Raw genomic sequence first — 21,582 nt, 5'->3', positions numbered from 1 at the left:
GAACTATGAAAAACAGAAGGAAATTTATAAAAAATCTAGGATTACTAGGTGCAACAGGAATGTTGATGCCTAATATAGGACTAGGACAAACAGAAAATAATATGCAAAATAGCGACAATATAAGACCAAAAGTTTTATTCTTTGATGTTAATGAGACTTTGTTAGATCTTACCGATATGAAACAAGTAGTGAGTGAAGCTCTAAATGGTAGAGATGATTTACTTTCCTTATGGTTTACTACCATGCTACAGTATTCCTTGGTCACCACAGCAAGTGGTCAATATGAACATTTTGGAAATATAGGAGCTGCAGCTTTACAAATGGTAGCAGCTAATAATGATATTAAAATGTCTGAAGAAGATGCGCGCAAAACAGTATTAAACTCATTTCGTGGTTTACCAGCACACCCAGAAGTTAAAGAAGCTTTAGCTCAATTAAAAAAAGACGGTTATAAATTAGTATCCTTCACAAACTCTTCAAACGAAGGTGTGAAAAAGCAATTTGAAAGTGCGGGCTTAACCGAATATTTTGATGAAAGATTAAGTGTTGAAGACATTGGTAAATTTAAACCTTTTACAGACACATATACTTGGGCAGCGCGAAAAATGGGTGTGAAATCAGAAGAATGTATGCTCATTGCTGCGCATGGTTGGGATGTAGCCGGAGCAATATGGGCTGGCTGGCGTGCTGCATTTATTAAGAGACCTGGGCAACAGGTATTTCCATTAGCACCAGAGACAGAAATTAATGAGCCAGATTTGCTTAAAATTTCAGAGAAACTTATAGCTCTAGATAATTAGAAACAATAGATAAATAACTGACTAAAAGCCGTATTTAAAAGCTTTAAAGCATATTAATTAAGCCTCTTGATAATATAAACGCCCATTGGAAATAGTAAATCAATGGGCGTTCTTTTTAATAATACTTCCTAATTAAAATAGTATCACATTCTTCCCGATACTTTTTCCAGATTCTTGTATACAATGTGCTTCTTTAAGGTTTTCTACTGTAAAGCCATCGAGTTGGGTAGTCATTGTACTCTTTAAGGTGCCATCATCCAATAATTCTGAAAGGTGATTAAGGATATCATGCTGTCTTGCCATATCATCTGTTTGGTACATAGAACGAGTGTACATCAATTCCCAAGAGAAAGTGATACTTTTATTTTTTAGCATATTCAAATCTAAAGGTTCGTTACTTCCCGTAATTGAAACAATATGACCCTGTGGTTTTACAATTTCGGTCATAGTTTCCCAATACCCTTCAAGATCTACAAAATCCAGAATGTAGTTAACCTCGCTGTGACCTATCTTTTTCAATTCTTCTTTAATGTCCTTATGATGATTGATGACAAAATCTGCTCCCATATCTTTGCACCATTCCACCGTGTCTTCACGGGATGCTGTTGCTATAACTGTTAGGTTCCCTAGTTTTTTTGCCAATTGAATAGCAATAGAACCAACACCTCCTGCACCTGCCAAAATTAACACAGACTTTCCTTTGTCTTTTTCTGGATCTACTCTAATAAGATCAAAAAGTGCTTCATAAGCCGTCAAGCCTGTTAACGGAATTGCCACAGCTTCGGCAATGCTTAAATTTTTAGGTTTCCGGCCCACAATACGTTCATCTATTAATTGATATTCAGCATTGCTTCCGCTTCGGGTGATGTCGCCTGCGTAGAAAACTTCATCGCCTACTTTAAATTTTGAAACTTTACCCCCAACTGACTCAACAATTCCTACTGCATCCCAACCGATCACTTTCGGCTCGTTCAATTCTTCATCTTTTGCAGCACTTTGTCGTATTTTAAAATCTACGGGGTTTACTGAGTTTGCTTGTACTTTCACCAAAAGATCATACCCTTCAGGTGTTGGAGTTTTTGTTTCAAACTCAATAAAGCTGTTTTCTTCTTTTATTGGTAATGATTGTTTAAATCCTATTGCTTTCATATTTCTTATTCTTAAAATTATTTATAGTACAAAATTACAATGAAACTTCAGTTGTATACTTGTATAAAAAATGGGTATTTATGTATTATTAAAGGTTTTTTGTCTTAAATTAAGGTTTTATAAGTTGGTTTTATATAGTTTTACCCATAAATTATACTAAAATGCAAGTATTAGAAGCATATAAACCTTTTGAAGTACAAGAATTGAAACTGTCAGAATGGAAACAACGTCCTGTTAAAAACAACTTTTTTGAGCTTGTTTTAATTAAGGAAGGGGAGGGGACACAATGTATTAACTATAATTTTCATCCATATAAAGAAAACAGTATTTTTCTACTGCCTCCGTTAAAGTGCCATTCATTTGATATAGACTCACCAACCAACTTTGTTTTTTTGAAGTTTACAGATTCTTTCTTCAAAAATTCAAATAGGATTTCTGTGGACCGGTCTGAGTGGTTTAGTGAGGCTGCTTATATTCTTTCGAATTACAATCAATTACCAGGAGATGTCATTAAAAGTGATATAGACAGGCAACACCTTACACGACTTGTTGCAATGATTTTACAGGAATCCAGAAATTATGGTGAAGAGTCCATTTCATTAGTGTCTAGTTTAATGACTAGTGTTTTAGAAATTTTAATTAGGAACATTAAAAAGGGTAGCCATTATGAAGTAGTTGAGAATAGTAGCGATGATAGGGCCACGAAAATGCTTACCTATATAAATGAAAATATTAATAAACCAGATCTTTTGAAAGTAGAGCACTTAGCAGAAGAATTTTTAATGTCACCTACTTATGTAAGTGAGTTTTTTAGAAAACAGGTTGGAGTATCTTTACGAGAATACATAATAAAAGCTAAACTAAAATTGGTGGAAATACGTCTTTTAAATTCGGATTACACGCTCACGGAAATAGCTGATGAGTTAGGTTTTACCGATGTTAGCCATCTTTCCAAAACCTTTAAGCGTTATGTGGGCATTTCTGTGCGTGATTTTAAAAATGATGGAGAATACGTGCTTCTAAAACGCAGTGAGTGTGCTTCTAATTGAAAATGAAATGATTTTTCATCAAAAAATAAAATATGATTTTGATTTCTAAACTTTTACTATGAGCGGTAGCATTCTTTTTCAATCCATTGTTTTCCTAGCTGGGGCGATACTATGTGTGCCTATTGCCAAAAGATTTGGCTTAAGCTCTGTAATTGGATATTTACTGGCAGGGATGCTAATTGGTCCTTATATTTTGGGCTTTGTAGGTCAAGAAGGGGAAGACATCCTCGAATTTGCTGAATTTGGAGTAGTAATGATGCTTTTCATTATTGGGCTAGAGATAAAGCCCAAAAGCTTTTGGCAGATGAGAAAACTGGTTCTAGGAATGGGAATTACTCAGGTTTTTGGAACAATGGCCCTCACTTTTGCAGTCTTGAATACTTTCGGAATCGAATTGAAATTGTCATTAACTGTTGCAATGGCTGTGGCACTTTCATCTACGGCTATTACACTGCAAACTAATAAGGAAAAGGGATTGATGCAAACTGTTTACGGGACTTCTTCTTTTTCAATTCTATTGTTTCAAGATATTATTGTTATTGTAATGTTAGCGGTGTTGCCTCTATTGTCAAATGTTTCGGATAATACTGCAGTTGATGCAGGTGGACACAGCTCTCCCGCAAGTCTTCTCGAAAGCTTACCGTTAGGGTTACAAGCATTAGGGATTGTTTTGTCAATTGTTCTCATTATTATAGCGGGTAGATATTTAATCGTACCTATGTTAAGAATTGTAGCCAAATCGAGAGTTCGGGAATTGTTGGTGGCTTCAGCATTGTTGATTGTAGCTGGTATTTCTTTTTTAATGGAGTTGGTGGGATTAAGTCCAGCATTAGGAGCTTTTTTAGGAGGCGTAGTTTTAGCAACTAGCGAATTTAAACACGAACTGGAAAGTACGCTCGATCCTTTCAAAGATTTACTTCTTGGCCTATTTTTTATGGCAGTAGGTGCTTCTATCAACTTTGTGGTTATAGGCGAAAACCCATTATTGATTACAGGGCTGGTACTATCCGTAATTATAATTAAAGCTATTGTACTCTTTGTAGTTGGCATTGTTTTTAAACTAAAAATAGACCAACGCTTATTATTGATGGTTGGGTTATCCCAAATTGGTGAATTCGCTTTTGTTTTGCTTTCTTTCGCTTTTCAGTTGAATATTTTTGAAAGGGAACAACTTGATATAATGTTGGTTGTTACAGCACTTACGATGACCCTTACCCCAATTCTTTGGATATTGAACGAGCACTTATGCCTACCTAAAATCGGCACAAAAGAATCTGAAAAAAGGCCAATGGACGACATTCAAAAAAGTAATAAAGTAATATTAATCGGATTTGGTCATTTTGGGAGTACAATTGGGAGGTTTCTTCGGGCTCATGGTATTCCTACTACGGTTCTCGATATAGATTCAAATAGAGTAGACTTTTTAAGAAAAATAGGGTTTGAAGTCTTTTATGGAGATGCTTCAAGGATGGACTTGCTTGAATCTGCAGGAATTGCAGAAGCCGACTATTTAATTTGTGCCATTGATAATCCAGATGCAGCCCTTGGTATTGTGAAAAAAGTAAAGGAGAAATATCCAAGTGTAAAATTATTGGTCCGAGCTAAAAATCGTTACGATGCGTATGATTTGCATAATATAGGTGTTGAACACATCTATCGAGAGTCATTAGATACATCAGTGAAAATGGCTAGTGATGTACTTCACTTTATGGGTTTTGATAGAGAAGCTACAAACGATCAAGCTGAAAAATTTATAAATCTTGATGTGCAAAGTCTCAAAAGACTGGCAACTACCCCAAAAAATGGAAAGGAATACATATTTAAAGCAAGGGCAGAAATTGAACAGCAAGAAAAGCTATTAGTAGACGACTTGAATATTGGTAGTAGTAAAATCAATAATATTTAATTGAGTAACAAGTATTATTAAAAAGCTTTACGCCACAATAAGTAAAAAAACATAATTTTATATGAATATAAAGCAAAACAAAGAGAATGCAATCGCTTTTTATAAAACTGCTTACGAAGGCGATCCTAAAAAGGCAATTGAGCAATATGTTGGCAATGTATATGTTCAACACAATCCAGATGTGAGCGATGGTATTCAGGGCTTTATAGACTATTTTGAGAGAATGCAGAAAGAATATCCTAATAAGTCCATTGAATTTGTGAGATGCATTTCAGAGGGAAATTTAGTGGCTTTACATACGCATCAAACTTGGCCAGATAATGATGAATACATTACAATGGATTTTTTTCGCTTTGATGAAAACGGGAAAATTTGTGAACATTGGGATTCAATTCAACAAATTCCGAAGAAATCGATGAATGTGAATAAAATGTATTGATAGTTTCAATTAAAAAAACAATTTATAATCTGACAATTTTCGTTTTTAGTTCTTGTTTAAGCTGTATGCTTTTATCCCTTTAATTAATTTAAGTTTCTTGTTATTTAAAGACAGGACGGATTAATGTTTTTATTAAGCTGTTTTTCAGTAAACTATTTTTTTTTAAATAAAGTTTTATAATTACTTTCAGTAAATTTTAAAAAGGAAAAAATCAATCTTCTTTCTTTCCAATATTAGAATTAATCTATATATTGGGCTCTAACTAAGAAAAAACTATGGAAGATAAAATAAAATACGAGATGGAATTTCCTATACAGGTTTCTCCATCATTGTTATATCAATATATTTCTACACCCTCAGGTATGAGTGAATGGTATGCCGATAACGTAAATTCTCGTGGTGAATTTTTTACCTTTATTTGGGAAGGAAGTGAAGAAAAAGCCAAATTGCTAGGAAAGAAGAGTGGCGAACGTATTAAATTCCGTTGGTTAGATGACGAGGATACCGATTACTTTTTTGAACTTCGTATTCAGGTAGATGAAATAACCAAGGATGTTTCCTTAATGATTACCGATTATGCTGAAGAAGATGAAATTGATGAAGGAAAAATGTTATGGGATAACATGGTTTCAGATTTAAAACAGATATTGGGATCTAAGTAACAGTTTCGCCTAATTTATAATATCTTTGCGCCGCACTATTTTGAAAAAAAAATCAGAATAAAAGCGGCTTTTTTATGATCAATTTTAACGGAACAATACAAGAAAACAATACAACAATTTTGCCGGATAACCGCGGACTAAACTATGGGGATGCTGTATTTGAAACGCTTCGAGTTTCTGGCGGTAAAATTTACTTTTGGGAAGACCATTATTTTCGGCTAATGGCTTCTATGCGTATTCTGCGTATGGAAATACCCATGAGTTTTACTCCAGAATATTTGGAAGAGCAAGTATTGAATACCATAGCATCTTCAGGAAATAAAAATGGAGCCTTTCGAGCAAAAATTTTAGTGTGGCGAAAAACGGGAGGGAAGTATTCTCCAACGACGAATAATGTAGAATTTCTAATTACATCTGAAGAATTAGCAAATCCATTTTATACTATGAGTGATTCTTTTTATGAAATTGAATTATTTAAAGACCATTATATAAATTCAGGATTGCTTTCTACTCTAAAAACTACCAATAAAGTATTGAATGTTTTGGGAAGCGTATATGCTCAAGAAAACGATTACGCCAATTGCTTGTTGTTAAATGAAAAAAAGCAAGTGGTGGAAGCTTTAAATGGAAATATATTTTTGGTAAAAGATTATAAAATAAAAACACCTCCTATAACAGATGGTTGTTTAAATGGTATTCTTAGAAAGCAGATTATCAAAATTTTAGGTCAGATGCCCGATTATGTACTAGAAGAAGAATCAGTTTCACCTTTTGAACTTCAAAAAGCTGACGAAATTTTTATTACAAATGTCATTACAGGCATTCAGCCCGTATCAAAATACCGCAAAAAAGAGTATAGTAGAGAAGTGGCAAAAGAATTATTAGCAAAACTGAATGTAAAAGCGCGGTTAGGTTAATTATAAGCAGGATTCTCCGGTGAGTTAGACCAAATAAGGTAATCGCCTCCAAACTCAATCATTTTTTCTTTCCAGAAATTGGTGTAGGGTTTTCCTATTATTTCATTTTTATAATCATTGGGTGCAACCACCCAGCTATTTAGTTGTAATTCTTGATCAAGCTGTGTGCTTTCCCAACCAGAATATCCTAAAAAGAAGCGTATTTGTGATTCATCTATTTTATTTTGAAGCAATAAACCCATCACCGAATTAAAATCACCACCCCAGTAAATACCACTTGATATTTCAATACTATCAGGAATCAATTCTGGTATTCTGTGAATAAAGTACAGATTATCCTGCTCAACAGGACCACCATTATAAACTGGAAGTGTGGAGTCTATTTCAGAAATAAAGTCTTTTAAGGTATATTCAAGAGGTTTGTTTAAGATAAAACCCACAGAACCTTCTTCGTTGTGTTCGGCTAATAGCACTACAGACCTGTTAAAAGAAACGTCACCTATAATTGAAGGTTCAGCAACTAATAACAATCCTTTGGCTGGTTTTAGCGTAGTCATATAGTTGGTTTTGTAAACTAAATCTAAACATTAATTTTTGAATATCCAACACTTAAGGTGATTGTTATGTAAATTGGACTTATAAAAAAACCCCGCCAAAAGGCAGGGTGTGTTTTAAGTAAGCAATTTCTTGCTTAGTTTACAGCACTCTGTAAATCTGATCCTGCTTTAAACTTAACAACGTTTTTAGCAGCGATTTTAATAGTTTTACCTGTTTGTGGGTTTCTACCTTCACGGGCAGCTCTTCTAGATACTGACCAAGAACCGAATCCTACTAACGATACTCTGTTTCCTTTTTTAAGCGCTCCCTCTACATTTTCAAGGAAAGACTCTAATGCCTTTTTCGCAGCTGCTTTTGTAATTCCGGCATCTTCTGCCATTGCGTCGATTAAATCTGATTTGTTCATAGTTTAAATTTTAAAATTAGATTGTTGGTTAAACTTTATTTAATTGCTCTACAAATTTAAACGGATTATCGGTTCATGCAAGGAATAGCGCACTAAATCGGGGTATTTGTTAATAACTTTGGGCGTTTGTTAACAACCAAAGGTGTTTTTTTAGTCTTTTTAACAAAATCAGCAATGACAAGGGGTTACATCAATTTAGCATCTTTTGCAAAAGAAAAACCATTTAAAAGCGATGCAATATCCATTTTCCGTTTTCCAGGTAATTGCAATACCTTAATATATATATACCCGTTTTTTGTAGCCACTTTCATACTTTTTTTATCAGTCGTTATAGTGCCGGGTTTTTCTGAATGTGCAATCACTTCTTTGGTTGCTGAATAAATTTTTGCTTTTAAAGTTTCTCCTTCATTCTCCAGCATGCTCCAGGCTACAGGATAGGGGGAAAGCCCTCTAATAAAGGCGTCAATAGTTTCTACCGATTCATTCCAATTTATTCGTGTGTTTTCTGAAGTAAGTTTAGGCGCATCTTTTATAATTATGTCCTTTATTTGAGGAATTGGTTTGGCTTCATTGTTTTCAATTTTTGAAACTGTTTTCACCACCAATTTACTTCCAAGTTTCATTAGAGTATCATGAAGACTTTCAGCCGTTTCGTTTTCTGAAATCGCGACTTCTTCTTTTAAAATAATGGCTCCGGTATCAATTTTTTCGTCTATAAAAAAGGTAGTAACCCCAGTTTTTTCTTCTTGATTAATAATTGCCCAGTTGATAGGTGCAGCACCACGATACTGAGGCAGGAGGGAAGCATGTAAATTAAACGTACCATATTCCGGCAGCGACCAAACTACTTTTGGCAACATACGAAAAGCTACGACAATTTGTAGGTTGGCTTCAAGTGCTTTTAATTCAGTTAAAAAATTATCATCTTTTAAGTTGGTAGGCTGTAAAACAGGAAGATTTTTAGACAACGCAAATTCTTTTACCGCCGAAGGTTTTAGTTTTCGTCCTCTTCCGGCAGGTCTATCTGGAGCGGTTATTACTCCGACTATATTTTTATCTTCTTCTAATAGTTTTTTTAAAACACCAACAGCAAAATCTGGTGTGCCCATAAAAACAATCCGTAAATTTCTCATGAATGTATGTAATATTGGTTTTTGGTATTCAGTTTAACCTTGCCGTTATCTAGCAATAACCGTAATACGTGAATCATCTTTTTGGCTGCAAAAGTACTTTTTTCTGAAAGCTCTCGAGCATCCATTTCGTTTTCTTCCAATAATTGTAATATTTTTTCTGAAATAAGCTTCATTTCACTTTTACTCGCCGTCTTTTTTTGAGAAGCGCAAACGGAGCAAATTCCGCAAGCTTCAGCTTCCACATCACCAAAATAACTTACTAACTGCACACTTTTGCATTCTTTGCTATTTTGTACATACTGTAATACTGAAGCAACTTGCTTTCGCTTTTTTTGGTTAAGCGCTTCAATATCTTTGGCAATTACATTGATGGTTTTATCGTCTTCTCTGGGTTTTAAAAAAGTAATTGTGGCATCGGTCACTTTTAGCAACAATTCAATCACTTTGTCGCGCTCCATTTTTTGTAATACGGAAATGATAACCGAAACCGATTGTCCTGTTTTTTTTGAAATAACATCCAAGTCAACCCCTGTAGGCATTTCAAAAATACCTCCATATAATCTGAGTATTGTTTTTCCAATAACAGAAGTTGTTATATCACCTGAAAAATACTCCAATACTTTTTCTGAAGGCCATAAAAATTGTACCGTTGACTTACGGCCAAACTCTTTTGATAATTGTATTACCGCCAATCTATCCAGTGAATTTAGGGCATTGTAAGCTAATAAGGTGTTCAATTTGTAGGTGCTGCAAAACTCGGTAAAACTAAAGCTGAATTGTTCAAACTCTCCTTCACCATATGAAACCTGAAAATAATTGTTCAGTTTTCGGTAGATTTTTTTTAAGTGTTTAGGTGTTGGTAAAGCATCTATAAATTGCTTTTTCACCAAGATTTTATCGTATTCATTATACAATAATATGGCTTGGGCATAATTTCCGTCCCTTCCAGCACGGCCTGCTTCTTGAAAATAACTTTCTAGGCTTTCAGGAAGTTGAATATGGATAACAAACCGAACATTAGGATGGTCAATACCCATTCCAAAGGCGTTAGTGGCTACCATAGTAGGAATGCTACCTGTTTGCCATTGTGCTAAGCGGTCGTCTTTTTCTTTTTTTGAAATCCCGCCGTGGTAAAAGGTACTGGAAAACCCCAATTGATTAAGATGGTTACTCGTTTCTACTGCGCTTTTACGACTTCTAACATATACAATGGCTGATCCGCCGGTGTTATTTTTTAAAAGTTGTTCTATATGGTATAATTTATCATCAACCTTACGTACTCGATATGCCAGATTGGGACGAGCAAACGAGTTTTTAAAAACAGCAGGAAGCTCTAAATTTAACTCTTTTATAGTGTCTTCTAACACTTCGGGGGTTGCCGTGGCGGTTAAAGCAATAAAAGGAACCAAAGGTTTCAGCTCCCTTAAAACGGTAATGTTTTTATAAGCTGGACGAAAATCGTTTCCCCATTGCGAAATACAATGCGCTTCATCTATTGCAATTAGGTTTACATTCAATTGCCTAATGGTGTTTTGAACCAGTTCTTGTTGCAAGCGTTCGGGCGATAGGTAAAGAAACTTATAATTTCCGTAGAGAACATTATCCATACTGGTTTGCAAGTCAGAAAAAGAAATACCTCCTGAAATATGCATCGCTTTAATACCACGGTCTTTCAACCCGTTTACTTGATCGGCCATTAAAGCAATTAATGGTGAAACAACAATACAGGTACCCTCTTTTAGCAATCCCGGAATTTGAAAACACATCGATTTCCCCCCGCCAGTAGGCAGCAGGGCAACGGTGTCTTTATCATTTAATACCGAAGCGATAATGGCTTCCTGCATCGGTTTAAAGGAAGTAAAACCCCAATAATTTTCAAGGATTTGCAGAGGTGTTTTCAAATGTTTTACTTCAAGTTATCAAGTATAAATGCAATCCGTTCTTCAACCGAACCTGTAGGAACCAATTGTACGTCATATCCATAATTTTCATAGCCTTTTAAAAGTGCGGTATGTATTTTTTTAGCTTCTTCAAAATTTTCGTATCGTTCGTTGTCTTGTTTGTATATTTTTTTCCAAGGCGGTAATAAAAAAACCGTATCGTATTGATTGTCCATACAACTTTTGGTGAAAATTTCAGAATATGTTGTTCCAAAGTAATCCATATAAGCTGTTACATCAGGTAAACCACGATCGTAAAACAAAAGAGCTCCATTGTATGATTCAGCTTCGTTAAATTGCTGTAAACGCCCCTCTAGCAACCGTTCGCTAAATAAAATAGGATTGGTTAAAAACAATTGTTCAATTCCTTCTTTTTGTGCTTTTTTAATGACTTCTCTAGATACTTCGTGCAAACAACTATGCCCTTTCTTTTCAAGTTCGTTTATTAACGTTGTTTTGCCGGTTCCGGGACCTCCGGTTATTACAATTCGTTTTGTTTTCAAGCGGAATGATTTTTTCTACAAAATAAGCAAATATTTATTGATACTGAAAAGTGTATCTTTGTGTAAAAGAAAAAGAAAGAAATTGATGAAAGACGAAAAAAAAACAGAAGACTTTTATAACCGTCTCCGTGAGCAATTAGAAGCAGACACCACTTGGCCTGCAGCGTATTTATATAAATTTATAGTCCCTTCAAATTTAGAAAAAATAGCCGAAATTGAAGCCATTTTTAATGAAACAGGTGCTAAAATTAATACCCGAGATTCTTCAAAAGGTAAATACACCAGCATATCGATTAAAGTAACCATGGATTCACCCGATGCCGTAATAGAGAAATATTTGCAAGTTTCTGAAGTGGAAGGTGTCATTTCGCTATAATTTTAGTATTTTGCAATCATAATTACTTCAAGAAGAATACTTCCTTAAATTTTAGATTTTGTTAGACAATATAGAATACAATACAGAACGCACGCATTTAATTATTCCTGAATATGGACGCCATATGCAAAAGATGGTGGAACACGCAGTTTCAATCGAAGACCGTGAGGAGCGTAATAAAATTGCAAAAAGCATTATTGCTGTAATGGGTAACTTAAACCCACATTTACGCGATGTGCCTGATTTTCAACACAAACTTTGGGACCAGTTGATTATTATGTCGGATTTTAAATTGGACGTAGACTCTCCATTCCCAAAACCTTCCCGAGAAGAGTTGTCAGAGCCGCCACAACCTTTGCCTTATCCACAAAACTTTCCAAAATACAGGTTTTATGGAAATAATATAAAGCGTATGATCGATGTGGCCAATAGCTGGGAAGAAGGCGATAAAAAAGAAGGATTGATCCTTAACATTGCCAACCATATGAAAAAATGTTTCCTTAATTGGAACAAAGATACTGTTGATGATGAAGTAATTTTCAAACACCTTTTTGAACTATCTGATGGAAAGATAAATCTTAAAAATAGTGATGAGGATCTATCTGAAGCGAAAAATCTTCTGAAGAACAAAAAAAGATATAATAGCAACAGCAGTAATAAAAAATCACATAAAAATACCCGTGGTAGAAAGCGGTACTAACCTCTATTAATCAGTATTAATGGGAACTTTTCAAATTGAAGGCGGACATAAGCTTAAAGGTGAAATCCGTCCGCAAGGTGCCAAAAACGAAGCCTTGCAAATACTTTGCGCCGTATTATTAACACCCGAAGAGGTAATCATTGAAAACATACCGGATATTCGGGATGTCAATAAATTAATTGCAATACTTGGAAACCTTGGCGTGAAAATTCAAAAATTAGGTAAAGGTAAATTTGCTTTCAAAGCAGATGGTCTTAAGCTAGAATATCTGGAATCCGAATTATTTAAACAAGAAGGAAGTTCACTTCGTGGTTCTATAATGATTGTAGGACCTTTGTTGGCACGTTTTGGTAAAGGCTATATCCCACGTCCTGGTGGCGATAAGATTGGCCGAAGAAGATTAGATACCCACTTTGAAGGTTTTATAAAGTTAGGAGCTAAATTTCGTTATAATAAGGAAGAACGTTTTTATGGAGTAGAAGCACCCAATGGATTAAAGGGTACTTATATGCTGCTAGATCAAGCTTCGGTAACCGGAACTGCAAATATTGTGATGGCTGCTGTTTTGGCAAACGGAACTACTACAGTTTATAATGCAGCATGTGAACCTTATTTACAACAACTTTGCAAGATGCTTAATGAAATGGGCGCTAAAATAAGTGGCGTTGGATCTAATTTATTGATCATTGAAGGTGTTGATAGTTTAGGTGGTTGTAAACACCGTATCTTACCTGATATGATTGAAATAGGAAGTTGGATTGGACTTGCCGCTATGACGCAAAGCGAACTGACTATTAAAGATGTAAGTTGGGAAAACTTAGGGTTAATACCCGATACCTTCCGGAAATTAGGAATAACTCTTGAAAAAAAAGATGATGATATTTACATTCCTGCTCAAGAAGAATATGAAATACAAGGATATATAGACGGTTCTATTTTAACTGTTGCAGATGCGCCTTGGCCAGGCTTTACACCAGATTTGTTGAGTATTGTTCTTGTAATGTGTACTCAGGCAAAAGGAAGTGTGTTAATACATCAGAAAATGTTTGAAAGCCGTTTGTTCTTTGTGGATAAATTGATTGATATGGGCGCTAAAATTATCTTGTGCGACCCGCACAGAGCTACAGTAATTGGTCATAATTTTAAATCGACTCTTAAGGCGACGACTATGGTATCTCCAGACATCCGTGCTGGAATTTCATTATTAATTGCAGCACTTTCTGCTAAAGGTACCTCGACAATCCATAATATTGAACAGATAGATCGTGGTTACGAAAACATTGATGAACGATTGCGTAGAATAGGAGCTAAGATTACCCGAATAGAATAATAAAACTTCTAAGTTAAAGAATTAAAAAAGCCGCGAATCAATCGCGGCTTTTCTAATTTTATTTACTTCGGTTTTTATTAACCTCGTCCTGTAATTTGCGTCGTAGCTTTTGCTCTCGCTCCAAAGATTTTTGACGATTGGTTTCGAGTTCCATTTCGGTCTCTGCCAATTTTAGTTGAGAGTCTTTGGTAACTTTATGGCTATTTTTGAACTTGTAAAAAATAAATGCCAGCCCAACCAACAATAATACAATTATGGACCACATAATGGTGTTATAGGTAGCTTTTTGGGTTAGAATTCCTAAAATCGAAATACCATTTTCTTTTTCTTTGGAAACGGAAAGATTTTCTTTTGTGGTTTTTAATTGGCTCGTAAGCGAATCAATTTGTGTTGCTTTTTGGTCAATTTCAGTTTTTGAAGTTGCTATTTTAGACTCTAAAGCTGAAATTGAATCTAAAATGTTTTTACGAAGTTGATTGATCTGGTACTTTTTAATTACCTTATATTCTTGGTAATTGTTCGATTCGTCAACCACATCTTTAAACTGTCCTTCTATACTATTATCCTTTGCCTCAGTTTGGGGATTTTCTTGGGCAAAGAGGATTACGGTACATAAAAGCAAGGGGAGTAGGGTTACTAAATGTTTCTTCATGGTAATTTTGTTCGGTTTGTTTGTTATTTAACACCGCAAGAGTAGAAAAATTGTTTCAAATAACCCAAATTTTACACCTAATTAAAATTTATTTAACAACATGCTCTTTTTCATTATAACAAAAATTGAGTGCCCCCGAGGGGCATTTACGTATTTGTTTGATAATACGTTCGGTGTCAGCACCATCTAAATTAATCCAAGGAATTACCGAAGTCCGGAAAACTTCAGAAAGTTCTTGAGCACATTTTTCAGCATGGATGCATTTGTTTGGGTTAAAAGTCACTTTGATTTCACCATTGGTGAATTCATTGGCTAACGTTTCCATAAGCATTGATTTGGGGGTTATGTAAACTATTAATTATCAGAATATTCGATAAATATATATAAAAATCCGATAAAGTGTAATTAATTAAGAATATTCTTACACTAAATTTTAAGAAATAGCTTTTTTATAAGTAGCTAAAGCACGTTCCCGAGCTTCTTTGTGGTCAACCATTTTATCTGGGTAGGTATCAGTATCATATTCCGATATCCAATGTTTGATGTATTTTTCGTCTTTATCAAATTTTTCAATTTGAGTAGTAGGATTAAATATTCTAAAATACGGTGCCGCATCCACACCGCTTCCTGCTGCCCATTGCCAGTTACCTACATTGCTTGCAAGTTCAAAATCTAATAATTTTTCAGCAAAATAAGCTTCACCCCAACGCCAATCTATTAAAAGGTGTTTACATAAAAAACTAGCAACGACCATCCGTACTCGATTGTGCATATAACCAGATTGGTTTAATTGCCGCATTCCAGCATCAACCATTGGGTATCCGGTTTTGCCTTGTTTCCAAAGCTCAAACTCTTTTTTATTGTTACGCCATTCTACGCGGTCGTATTTTTTTCTAAAAGCGGTGTCAACTGTTTCAGGAAAATGCCAAAGTATTTGCATAAAGAATTCCCGCCAGATTAATTCTTGCCAGAAAGTTTCATTTTTTTCAGCAATGGCTTTTTTTATCATTTTTCGAATGCTCACTGTTCCAAAACGAAGATGTGGACCTAAATGTGATGTTGCATCTTCAGCTGGAAAATTCCGTTTGCTTTTATATTGCTGAATGGTAGTGGGTGTAGCATCGTAATCTGGTATTTCTATGGAGGATTTTTTAAAACCTATATCACTTAAGCTTAAATTGGGCAAGCGGGAGTGTTGTACGAGGTTTTTTAAATGCTCATTAGTGTAATATATTTTAAGATGCGTATCAGCATTGAAAGTGTTTTTCCAAACTTTCATATAGGGTGTATATACCACATAGGGATCACCGTCGCTTTTTACGATTTCATCTCTTTCAAAGATAACTTGATCTTTAAATGTATAGAGTTCAATATTTTTTTCTGAAAAAAATTCTTTTACTTCCTTATCACGTTTAATGGCATAAGGCTCATAATCGTGGTTGGTTATAACGTTTTGTACATTGAATTCTGAACAAATTTGTTTAAAAACTGCTTTTGGTTTACCATGGTAGATGGCAATACTGCTATCGTGTTCCTGAAGCGTATTACGCATTTTTTGAAGTTCTTCAAATATAAAAGTGACGCGAGCATCATCCTTTGGTAATTCTTCTAAAATTTCAGAATCAAAAATAAAAATAGGCAGTACGGGATATTTACCGTGTAGTGCTTTATAAAAACCTATATTATCGTCAAGACGCAAATCTCTTCTAAACCAAAAGATATTTAATTTATCTTGCATTGTAAAACGTTATTATTTTATTTCGCCGAAAAGCTCCGTAAGCTTATTTCTGCGGTAGTCAAAAATTTCATCTAATTTAGGCTTTACCAAAAAGGGGTGTGCTATTTGGCCCAGAAAACCCATAGGAAGTTTGTAGTGAACGATATCTTCCATTTCAACCCCGCCATCAATTTCTTTTATAAAGTGTTTATGATGCCAAAGCGAGTAGGGGCCAAAACGTTGTTCATCCACAAAATACTCAAGGTTTTTAACGTGTGTTATTTCGGTTACCCATTTTGTTTTAATACCTAAAATAGGTGTAACGATATACTCAATTATTTGACCGGGATACATAGATTTATCTACACCAGAGAGAATAGTAAAACCCATGTAATCTGGAGTGATTACCTTCAGGTTTTGTGGTGCTGAAAGAAACTCCCAGGCTTCTTCTTTTGATATCGGCACATTTTGTTTGGTGTGTAATTTATATAGTTTCATGTATGCTTTTTACAGAAATTATCTTCGCTTGTAAGATAGCTTTCTGTTCATTCGCATAAGTCTATATATCTCAACTTTTACAGCCCTTTTTTCTTTTCTGAATTTGAATAAATTCTTTAAAATAGTAATCATAATTTTTCTTTTAAAAATACGACTGTTTTACAAAATAAAAAATACTTTAAACAAAACTTAACAATTTATTGATAAACGTATTAGGTGTTTGAATATACCTAAGGTTACAGTGATTCAGTATTAGGTTTCAAATTATATTTAAGGTTTTGTTAACTATTAAAAAAGAGTTAAAGTGTATTTTAGTAGATTGAAACAAATCAACAAAAATTATTTTATGAAAAATCTATTACTATTAGCTTGTACTGTGCTCTTTTCAGCAGGAATGTATGCACAAATTGAAACGCCACAATCTAGTCCGTTTCAGAAAATTGAACAGACTGTGGGGTTGACCGATATTACTCTTGAATATTCGCGTCCTGCTATGCGAGAGCGAACTATATTTGGAGGTTTAGTACCTTATGGAAAAGTGTGGCGTACTGGAGCCAATAAAAACACGACCATTACATTTGACAAACCGGTTATGATCGGGAAAACCGAACTAAAACCAGGTTCATATGCTATATACACTAAGCCTAATAAAGAGAATTGGGAAGTGTATTTTTATAGTGATGCAAACAACTGGGGAACTCCAGAAAAATGGGATGAGAGTAAAGTAGCTGCTAAAACAACTGCAGAAGTATATCCTATGCCAATGAAAATCGAATCGTTTACTATAACGTTTGACGATGTAGCTCATGATTCAGCTAATCTTGGGATGCTTTGGGAGAATACTTACGTAGGTGTTCCTATAAAAGTGATGACCGATAAAGAAGTTTCGGCATCTATTGATAAAGTTATGGGAGGTCCTAATGCTAACGACTACTATTCATCTGCTGTTTATTACTTAGAAACAGGTAAAGACATTAATCAAGCAAAGACTTGGATTGATAAAGCCATCGATATGGCAGAAAATCCTGCATTTTGGCAGTACAGACAACAATCGTTAATCTATGCTAAAGCGGGTGACAAAAAAGGAGCAATTAAAGCAGCTAAAAAGTCTATGGAATTAGCTAAACAAAAAGGTAATGATGACTATATAGCCTTAAATGAAAAGTCATTGAAAGAGTGGGGAGCTATGTAATATTAGACCTTATTAAGAAACAAAAGCCCCAGATGTATTAAAATCTGGGGCTTTTTTATGTTGATTATAAAACCTTATTCAGAAATTAGAAAATGGTGTACCCAAGAATAAAGGATACGTTATTATACTCTGACCCCCAAAAAAGATAACTATTCAATATTCTTCTTTTGGTAGCGATTCTGAACTCTGCGCTATACCGGTCATTGAAGTTGTAACCAATACCAAAAGCAAAATTGGTACTTGATTTTACTTCTAAGTCAGTTGATTCTTCAAATTCTATTACTGAATTTAAGCTAAAATCAAAAACGTAGGAGGCATTAATGAATATTTTCGATTTGTCATTGAGGAAAAAGTAATGTCTTAATCCTGCTGGCACTTCTACAGATGTATAGTCAACTTTAATAGTTTGTTGGTTTTCTTTTTCTGTTTTTAGATATTGATAAGTTGGCTCAACAATTAGAGCCCATTTATTTTTATTGAATGGCAACTTAAATTCACCTTCAAGTCCTATTGAAAATGAAGTGTTATTTCCGAAATCTGTGAATGAGGAATTGCGTATGGCATTGTCGATTACCAAGGTTGAAAACCTTACCCCCGGTCTAATACTCAAATTAAAAACCAATTTATTTTGATTTTTGGTGTAATCATAATACTCTGCATTAATACACTCGTTATATTTCACAAAAAATCTAGTTAAATTACCAGCGTTATATCCTATCTTATCAATGCTGTTCATTGAATAGTCATCGCATTTTAAATTATTCCATAATTGTTGTTTGTACCTATTATTCTCGGCTACTTTATAAGTTTCAATTATATATTTCTTGAAAACCAACTGTTCTATCTCTTTGGTTTCAGTTTTATAAAAATAACGACTTAAATTACTGTCTTTGTACAGGTATAAAGTTGCATTTCCTTCAACCAATACTTTTAAAAAAAGCTGTTCTTCTTTAAAAGTAGGTTTTTTTTTGTAGTTTATCCTACTCAACACATCACTAGACCTATCGATTTCAACTATGTGACGTTCGTATTTTTGTGTTTCTGAAACCTTAAACTCTTTAATTGTTGCAATAGAAGCTTTCTTTACTTTTTCGTTTTCAGAAAGTTTATATTCAATTTCGGTGGGACTGTCTCTCCAGTCCATATTTTTTATTAGACAATTGGTTTTTATACCTTGATTGTTGATAAAATAACCTTTTTCAAATTTAATTTGTGCAAATGTGTTGAGGCTTAAAAATGATACTAATAGAATGAGTATTGTTTTTTTCATGTACAGGTATTGTTTTTAGGACATTCATAGGTTTGCAAAAAAGAGTTATTATAATTTTTTGGAAGCCTTTGATTTTAAAAATTCGTGAAGTGGCGAAAATAGTGTATTTATTTTATTTAGGCATACGGCTTAGTAACAATCGTATTTGTCCCATATGGTTGGCTTGATGCTCCATCACATGGTACCAGGCCCAATGATTATTCATAGAGCCATCTTGAGTTTTACTGGCAAACCATGTGTCATCTTTTGTTTTTAATAATCGTAGTGTTTCTGTACGAACGTCATCCCATATTTTAAGATAATAGCTTATGGGTTTGTTTATGACTTTTTTACGTGCTGGTTCTCCTAAACTAAGGGCTGTTTCCCAAAATTTTGGCATATCATCGGTAAAGCCATGATTTTCAAATGTGTAAAGTTGGTAATATTTTTCTGTGGCGGCTAGGTGCAAAATCATAGCTCCAATGCGGTTAGCTTTTTCGTCCAATAGAAAATCGGTTTGTTCTTGGTTTAAAGTTGAAACACTTTGAGTAACCCTATTTTTAAGGTCTTGCAACATGGAAACCATAGTACCAATTTCTTGCGAATACCCTTTTGTTGGTTCGATAGTGTATTGAGCATGGGTTGGAATTGCAGTACAGACAATTAATAAGAAGATTAATTTTTTCATAATTTTATTTTATAATTAAGTTATACTCTTACTACACCTCGAAACCCTCTACTGCCATAATAAGATTGAGCGCCGTTATGGTATATAAAAACAGTTGCAAATCGATAATCGCCAAATAGGGCGCCGCCAAGCCTCCTGATTTTGTCAGGTGTTTTAATCCAACTTGATGTTTTGGTATCAAATGTACCCAACATCTGTAGTGCTCGGTACTCTTCTTCATTTAAAAGTTCGATACCCATAGCAGTAGCCATATCTATAGCAGTATTTTCAGGTTTAAATTTCTTTCGTGACTCTAAACCTTCGCGATCGTAACAAACACTTCTACGGCCTTTGGGACTTTCTGGAGAACAGTCATAAAAAATATACTCATCATCATCAAAGCCAACTACGTCGGGTTCGCCTCCAGTTTTCTCCATTTCATTTAAGCTCCATAGTTTTTCTGGTTTTGCTTCTAACCTTTTTTGAACATTAGTCCAGTCAATTTTTTTATGACGGTTTATATTTTCGTTAAACCGGGTCTTTAACGTGTTGATCAGATTTTCTTTCTCTTGAGCAGTTAGGTTTTTTATTTTGTTAGCCATAATGCAAAGATATTTTTTAAACTTTCATAAACTTTTGAGTAATAGTCCTTCCATCGACAGTTATTGATACAAAAAAGATACCTGAAGACAGATTAGAAACGTCTATTTCATCAGTGTTTTCTTCAGAAATTAATTGCCCTTGTATTGAATAAATCTTGACGTTATTATACTCTAATTTGGTATTTAGTATTAATGTGTTTGTAACTGGATTAGGGTATATGCTAAATGTGATCTCCTCTAAATCGGAAATACCCAAACTACAGTCCTCACTGTAAATAGTGTTTGGTTCTTTGCACCAAGCAATAGGGTCATCACCACAGGTTTGATTATTGGCATACGTAACATCGTCAACTTGAATGCACCGTAAATTACTACTATTATTTGCCACCATCAATTCAAGGTTACTATTATTTCCGTTTTGAATGTTTAGATATTCCAAGGACTGATTACTATCACACTCTAACGAAATTAAATTTATATTAGCTGAAAAGTCGAGAGCAACAATCTCATCATTATCCCAGCAACCCAATACTTCAAGATTCACAAGTGCTGAAAGGTCTAGTTCGGTTAAATCATTATCGGTACAAAATAGAGTGGTCATATTAGTGAAAGATGAAATACCTTCAAGAGAGGTTATGTTTTGAAAACTCACGTCTAAGCTTAAAACTGCTTCCGCCTCAGTAAGTTGTATTTCTCCATCATCATTTAAGTCGGCATCGGCATCTGCATCACCATCTCCATTTGTATCAACACATTCGGTATTTAGTAATGCGTTTTTAAAATTAGCATCAGGAATTGTTACTATCTGTGCGTTTAGAAAAGAAAAAAAAAGTAAAAAGAATAGAAAGTATAGTTGTTTCATAAAAATAATGTTTGTTTAAAATATGATTAATTAATCTAAAAAATATATTTATCGGCTAATTATGTAAAGCAATAGCTAAAACAAATAGTTTCGGTTTAAATATAGTTAAATTATTGCGTTTTTTGAATAGTTGCTATTTGTGTCATAATTCTATAAGTGTTCTAATGTCTCGTAAATAAACAATTTCGTATAAAAGGTGGCAGGTACATACCACACCTTTTTCTTCTAAAACCAAAAAAGTTGTTTACCAATAAACAACTACTGTGTAAAAAGTA

24 protein-coding genes are annotated in these 21,582 nt (G+C 34.3%); 10 read left to right on the top strand and 14 right to left on the bottom strand.

Annotated elements, in window-relative coordinates; translation table 11 throughout:
- The first annotated feature begins 5 nt into the window (after positions 1 to 5).
- Complete coding sequence (locus DZ858_RS14595; RefSeq protein WP_117160391.1) at positions 6 to 800, top strand: haloacid dehalogenase type II; 795 nt, start codon at positions 6 to 8, stop codon at positions 798 to 800.
- Between the two features lie 132 nt (positions 801 to 932).
- On the opposite strand, the gene DZ858_RS14590 is transcribed toward DZ858_RS14595, so the two are convergent.
- Positions 933 to 1,949: a zinc-binding alcohol dehydrogenase family protein gene (locus tag DZ858_RS14590; protein ID WP_117160390.1), complete on the bottom strand. Its 1,017-nt coding sequence runs from the start codon at positions 1,947 to 1,949 to the stop codon at positions 933 to 935.
- A gap of 161 nt (positions 1,950 to 2,110) precedes the next feature.
- Between DZ858_RS14590 and DZ858_RS14585 the strand changes: the two genes are divergently transcribed.
- The 5 genes from DZ858_RS14585 to DZ858_RS14565 all read left to right on the top strand — a co-directional run bounded on the left by DZ858_RS14585 (position 2,111) and on the right by DZ858_RS14565 (position 6,922).
- Positions 2,111 to 2,998: an AraC family transcriptional regulator gene (locus tag DZ858_RS14585; RefSeq protein ID WP_117160389.1), complete on the top strand. Its 888-nt coding sequence runs from the start codon at positions 2,111 to 2,113 to the stop codon at positions 2,996 to 2,998.
- A 58-nt stretch (positions 2,999 to 3,056) separates the two neighbouring features.
- Complete coding sequence (locus DZ858_RS14580) at positions 3,057 to 4,904, top strand: cation:proton antiporter domain-containing protein (RefSeq protein ID WP_117160388.1); 1,848 nt, start codon at positions 3,057 to 3,059, stop codon at positions 4,902 to 4,904.
- Between the two features lie 61 nt (positions 4,905 to 4,965).
- The gene (locus DZ858_RS14575; RefSeq protein ID WP_117160387.1) at positions 4,966 to 5,343 is read left to right on the top strand and encodes a nuclear transport factor 2 family protein; all 378 of its coding nucleotides are present in this window, start codon (positions 4,966 to 4,968) and stop codon (positions 5,341 to 5,343) included.
- Positions 5,344 to 5,618: 275 nt separating this feature from the next.
- Positions 5,619 to 6,005 carry an START-like domain-containing protein gene (locus DZ858_RS14570; RefSeq protein ID WP_117160386.1) on the top strand — a complete coding sequence of 129 codons (387 nt, stop codon included), beginning with the start codon at positions 5,619 to 5,621 and terminating at the stop codon, positions 6,003 to 6,005.
- Between the two features lie 74 nt (positions 6,006 to 6,079).
- Positions 6,080 to 6,922, top strand: a complete 843-nt coding sequence (locus tag DZ858_RS14565; RefSeq protein WP_117160385.1) for an aminotransferase class IV — start codon at positions 6,080 to 6,082, stop codon at positions 6,920 to 6,922.
- Here DZ858_RS14565 and DZ858_RS14560 read toward each other — a convergent pair.
- The 5 genes from DZ858_RS14560 to DZ858_RS14540 all read right to left on the bottom strand — a co-directional run bounded on the left by DZ858_RS14560 (position 6,919) and on the right by DZ858_RS14540 (position 11,462).
- On the bottom strand, positions 6,919 to 7,479 hold the full coding sequence (locus DZ858_RS14560) for a YqgE/AlgH family protein (protein ID WP_117160384.1): 561 nt from the start codon (positions 7,477 to 7,479) through the stop codon (positions 6,919 to 6,921). The two genes, DZ858_RS14565 and DZ858_RS14560, sit on opposite strands and share 4 nt — an antisense overlap.
- 134 nt (positions 7,480 to 7,613) lie before the next feature.
- Positions 7,614 to 7,886, bottom strand: coding sequence for an HU family DNA-binding protein (locus DZ858_RS14555; RefSeq protein WP_116695066.1), 273 nt, complete (start codon positions 7,884 to 7,886; stop codon positions 7,614 to 7,616).
- A 185-nt stretch (positions 7,887 to 8,071) separates the two neighbouring features.
- Positions 8,072 to 9,019, bottom strand: a complete 948-nt coding sequence (gene fmt, locus DZ858_RS14550; protein ID WP_117160383.1) for a methionyl-tRNA formyltransferase — start codon at positions 9,017 to 9,019, stop codon at positions 8,072 to 8,074.
- Positions 9,016 to 10,920 carry a RecQ family ATP-dependent DNA helicase gene (locus DZ858_RS14545; protein ID WP_117160382.1) on the bottom strand — a complete coding sequence of 635 codons (1,905 nt, stop codon included), beginning with the start codon at positions 10,918 to 10,920 and terminating at the stop codon, positions 9,016 to 9,018. Before DZ858_RS14545 ends, fmt begins: the two co-directional genes overlap by 4 nt.
- Before the next feature lie 5 nt (positions 10,921 to 10,925).
- A complete protein-coding gene (locus DZ858_RS14540; protein ID WP_117160381.1) occupies positions 10,926 to 11,462 on the bottom strand; it encodes an AAA family ATPase in 537 nt (178 codons plus the stop codon).
- Between the two features lie 85 nt (positions 11,463 to 11,547).
- On the opposite strand from DZ858_RS14540, the gene DZ858_RS14535 reads away from it, so the two are divergent.
- The 3 genes from DZ858_RS14535 to murA are packed head-to-tail and all read left to right on the top strand — an operon-like array spanning position 11,548 to position 13,868.
- The gene (locus DZ858_RS14535) at positions 11,548 to 11,838 is read left to right on the top strand and encodes a DUF493 family protein (RefSeq protein WP_117160380.1); all 291 of its coding nucleotides are present in this window, start codon (positions 11,548 to 11,550) and stop codon (positions 11,836 to 11,838) included.
- A 58-nt stretch (positions 11,839 to 11,896) separates the two neighbouring features.
- Positions 11,897 to 12,538, top strand: coding sequence for a DUF4290 domain-containing protein (locus DZ858_RS14530; protein WP_117160379.1), 642 nt, complete (start codon positions 11,897 to 11,899; stop codon positions 12,536 to 12,538).
- A 19-nt stretch (positions 12,539 to 12,557) separates the two neighbouring features.
- Positions 12,558 to 13,868 carry a UDP-N-acetylglucosamine 1-carboxyvinyltransferase gene (murA, locus tag DZ858_RS14525; protein ID WP_117160378.1) on the top strand — a complete coding sequence of 437 codons (1,311 nt, stop codon included), beginning with the start codon at positions 12,558 to 12,560 and terminating at the stop codon, positions 13,866 to 13,868.
- 58 nt (positions 13,869 to 13,926) lie between these two features.
- On the opposite strand, the gene DZ858_RS14520 is transcribed toward murA, so the two are convergent.
- From DZ858_RS14520 to DZ858_RS14505, 4 genes are all read right to left on the bottom strand, one after another.
- Entirely contained in the window at positions 13,927 to 14,520 is a 594-nt protein-coding gene (locus tag DZ858_RS14520; RefSeq protein ID WP_117160377.1) for a hypothetical protein, read from the bottom strand.
- A gap of 88 nt (positions 14,521 to 14,608) precedes the next feature.
- Positions 14,609 to 14,845, bottom strand: a complete 237-nt coding sequence (locus tag DZ858_RS14515) for a (4Fe-4S)-binding protein (protein WP_117160455.1) — start codon at positions 14,843 to 14,845, stop codon at positions 14,609 to 14,611.
- 108 nt (positions 14,846 to 14,953) lie between these two features.
- Entirely contained in the window at positions 14,954 to 16,258 is a 1,305-nt protein-coding gene (locus DZ858_RS14510) for a cryptochrome/photolyase family protein (protein WP_117160376.1), read from the bottom strand.
- Between the two features lie 12 nt (positions 16,259 to 16,270).
- The gene (locus DZ858_RS14505; RefSeq protein ID WP_117160375.1) at positions 16,271 to 16,735 is read right to left on the bottom strand and encodes an SRPBCC family protein; all 465 of its coding nucleotides are present in this window, start codon (positions 16,733 to 16,735) and stop codon (positions 16,271 to 16,273) included.
- Positions 16,736 to 17,081: 346 nt separating this feature from the next.
- On the opposite strand from DZ858_RS14505, the gene DZ858_RS14500 reads away from it, so the two are divergent.
- On the top strand, positions 17,082 to 17,927 hold the full coding sequence (locus DZ858_RS14500) for a DUF2911 domain-containing protein (RefSeq protein WP_117160374.1): 846 nt from the start codon (positions 17,082 to 17,084) through the stop codon (positions 17,925 to 17,927).
- 85 nt (positions 17,928 to 18,012) lie between these two features.
- On the opposite strand, the gene DZ858_RS14495 is transcribed toward DZ858_RS14500, so the two are convergent.
- The 4 genes from DZ858_RS14495 to DZ858_RS14480 all read right to left on the bottom strand — a co-directional run bounded on the left by DZ858_RS14495 (position 18,013) and on the right by DZ858_RS14480 (position 21,307).
- Positions 18,013 to 19,197, bottom strand: a complete 1,185-nt coding sequence (locus DZ858_RS14495; protein WP_117160373.1) for a porin family protein — start codon at positions 19,195 to 19,197, stop codon at positions 18,013 to 18,015.
- Between the two features lie 112 nt (positions 19,198 to 19,309).
- Complete coding sequence (locus tag DZ858_RS14490; protein WP_117160372.1) at positions 19,310 to 19,864, bottom strand: DinB family protein; 555 nt, start codon at positions 19,862 to 19,864, stop codon at positions 19,310 to 19,312.
- A 20-nt stretch (positions 19,865 to 19,884) separates the two neighbouring features.
- Positions 19,885 to 20,445 (bottom strand): DUF4256 domain-containing protein, encoded by a 561-nt coding sequence (locus DZ858_RS14485; RefSeq protein WP_117160371.1) that lies wholly within the window; start codon positions 20,443 to 20,445, stop codon positions 19,885 to 19,887.
- Positions 20,446 to 20,461: 16 nt separating this feature from the next.
- The gene (locus tag DZ858_RS14480; RefSeq protein ID WP_117160370.1) at positions 20,462 to 21,307 is read right to left on the bottom strand and encodes a T9SS type A sorting domain-containing protein; all 846 of its coding nucleotides are present in this window, start codon (positions 21,305 to 21,307) and stop codon (positions 20,462 to 20,464) included.
- Positions 21,308 to 21,582: the final 275 nt, after the last annotated feature.

Source organism: Marixanthomonas ophiurae (assembly GCF_003413745.1).
GTDB lineage: Bacteria > Bacteroidota > Bacteroidia > Flavobacteriales > Flavobacteriaceae > Marixanthomonas > Marixanthomonas ophiurae.
Note: the sequence above shows the minus strand (reverse complement) of the source record. Positions and strands in the feature narration are given on the sequence as shown.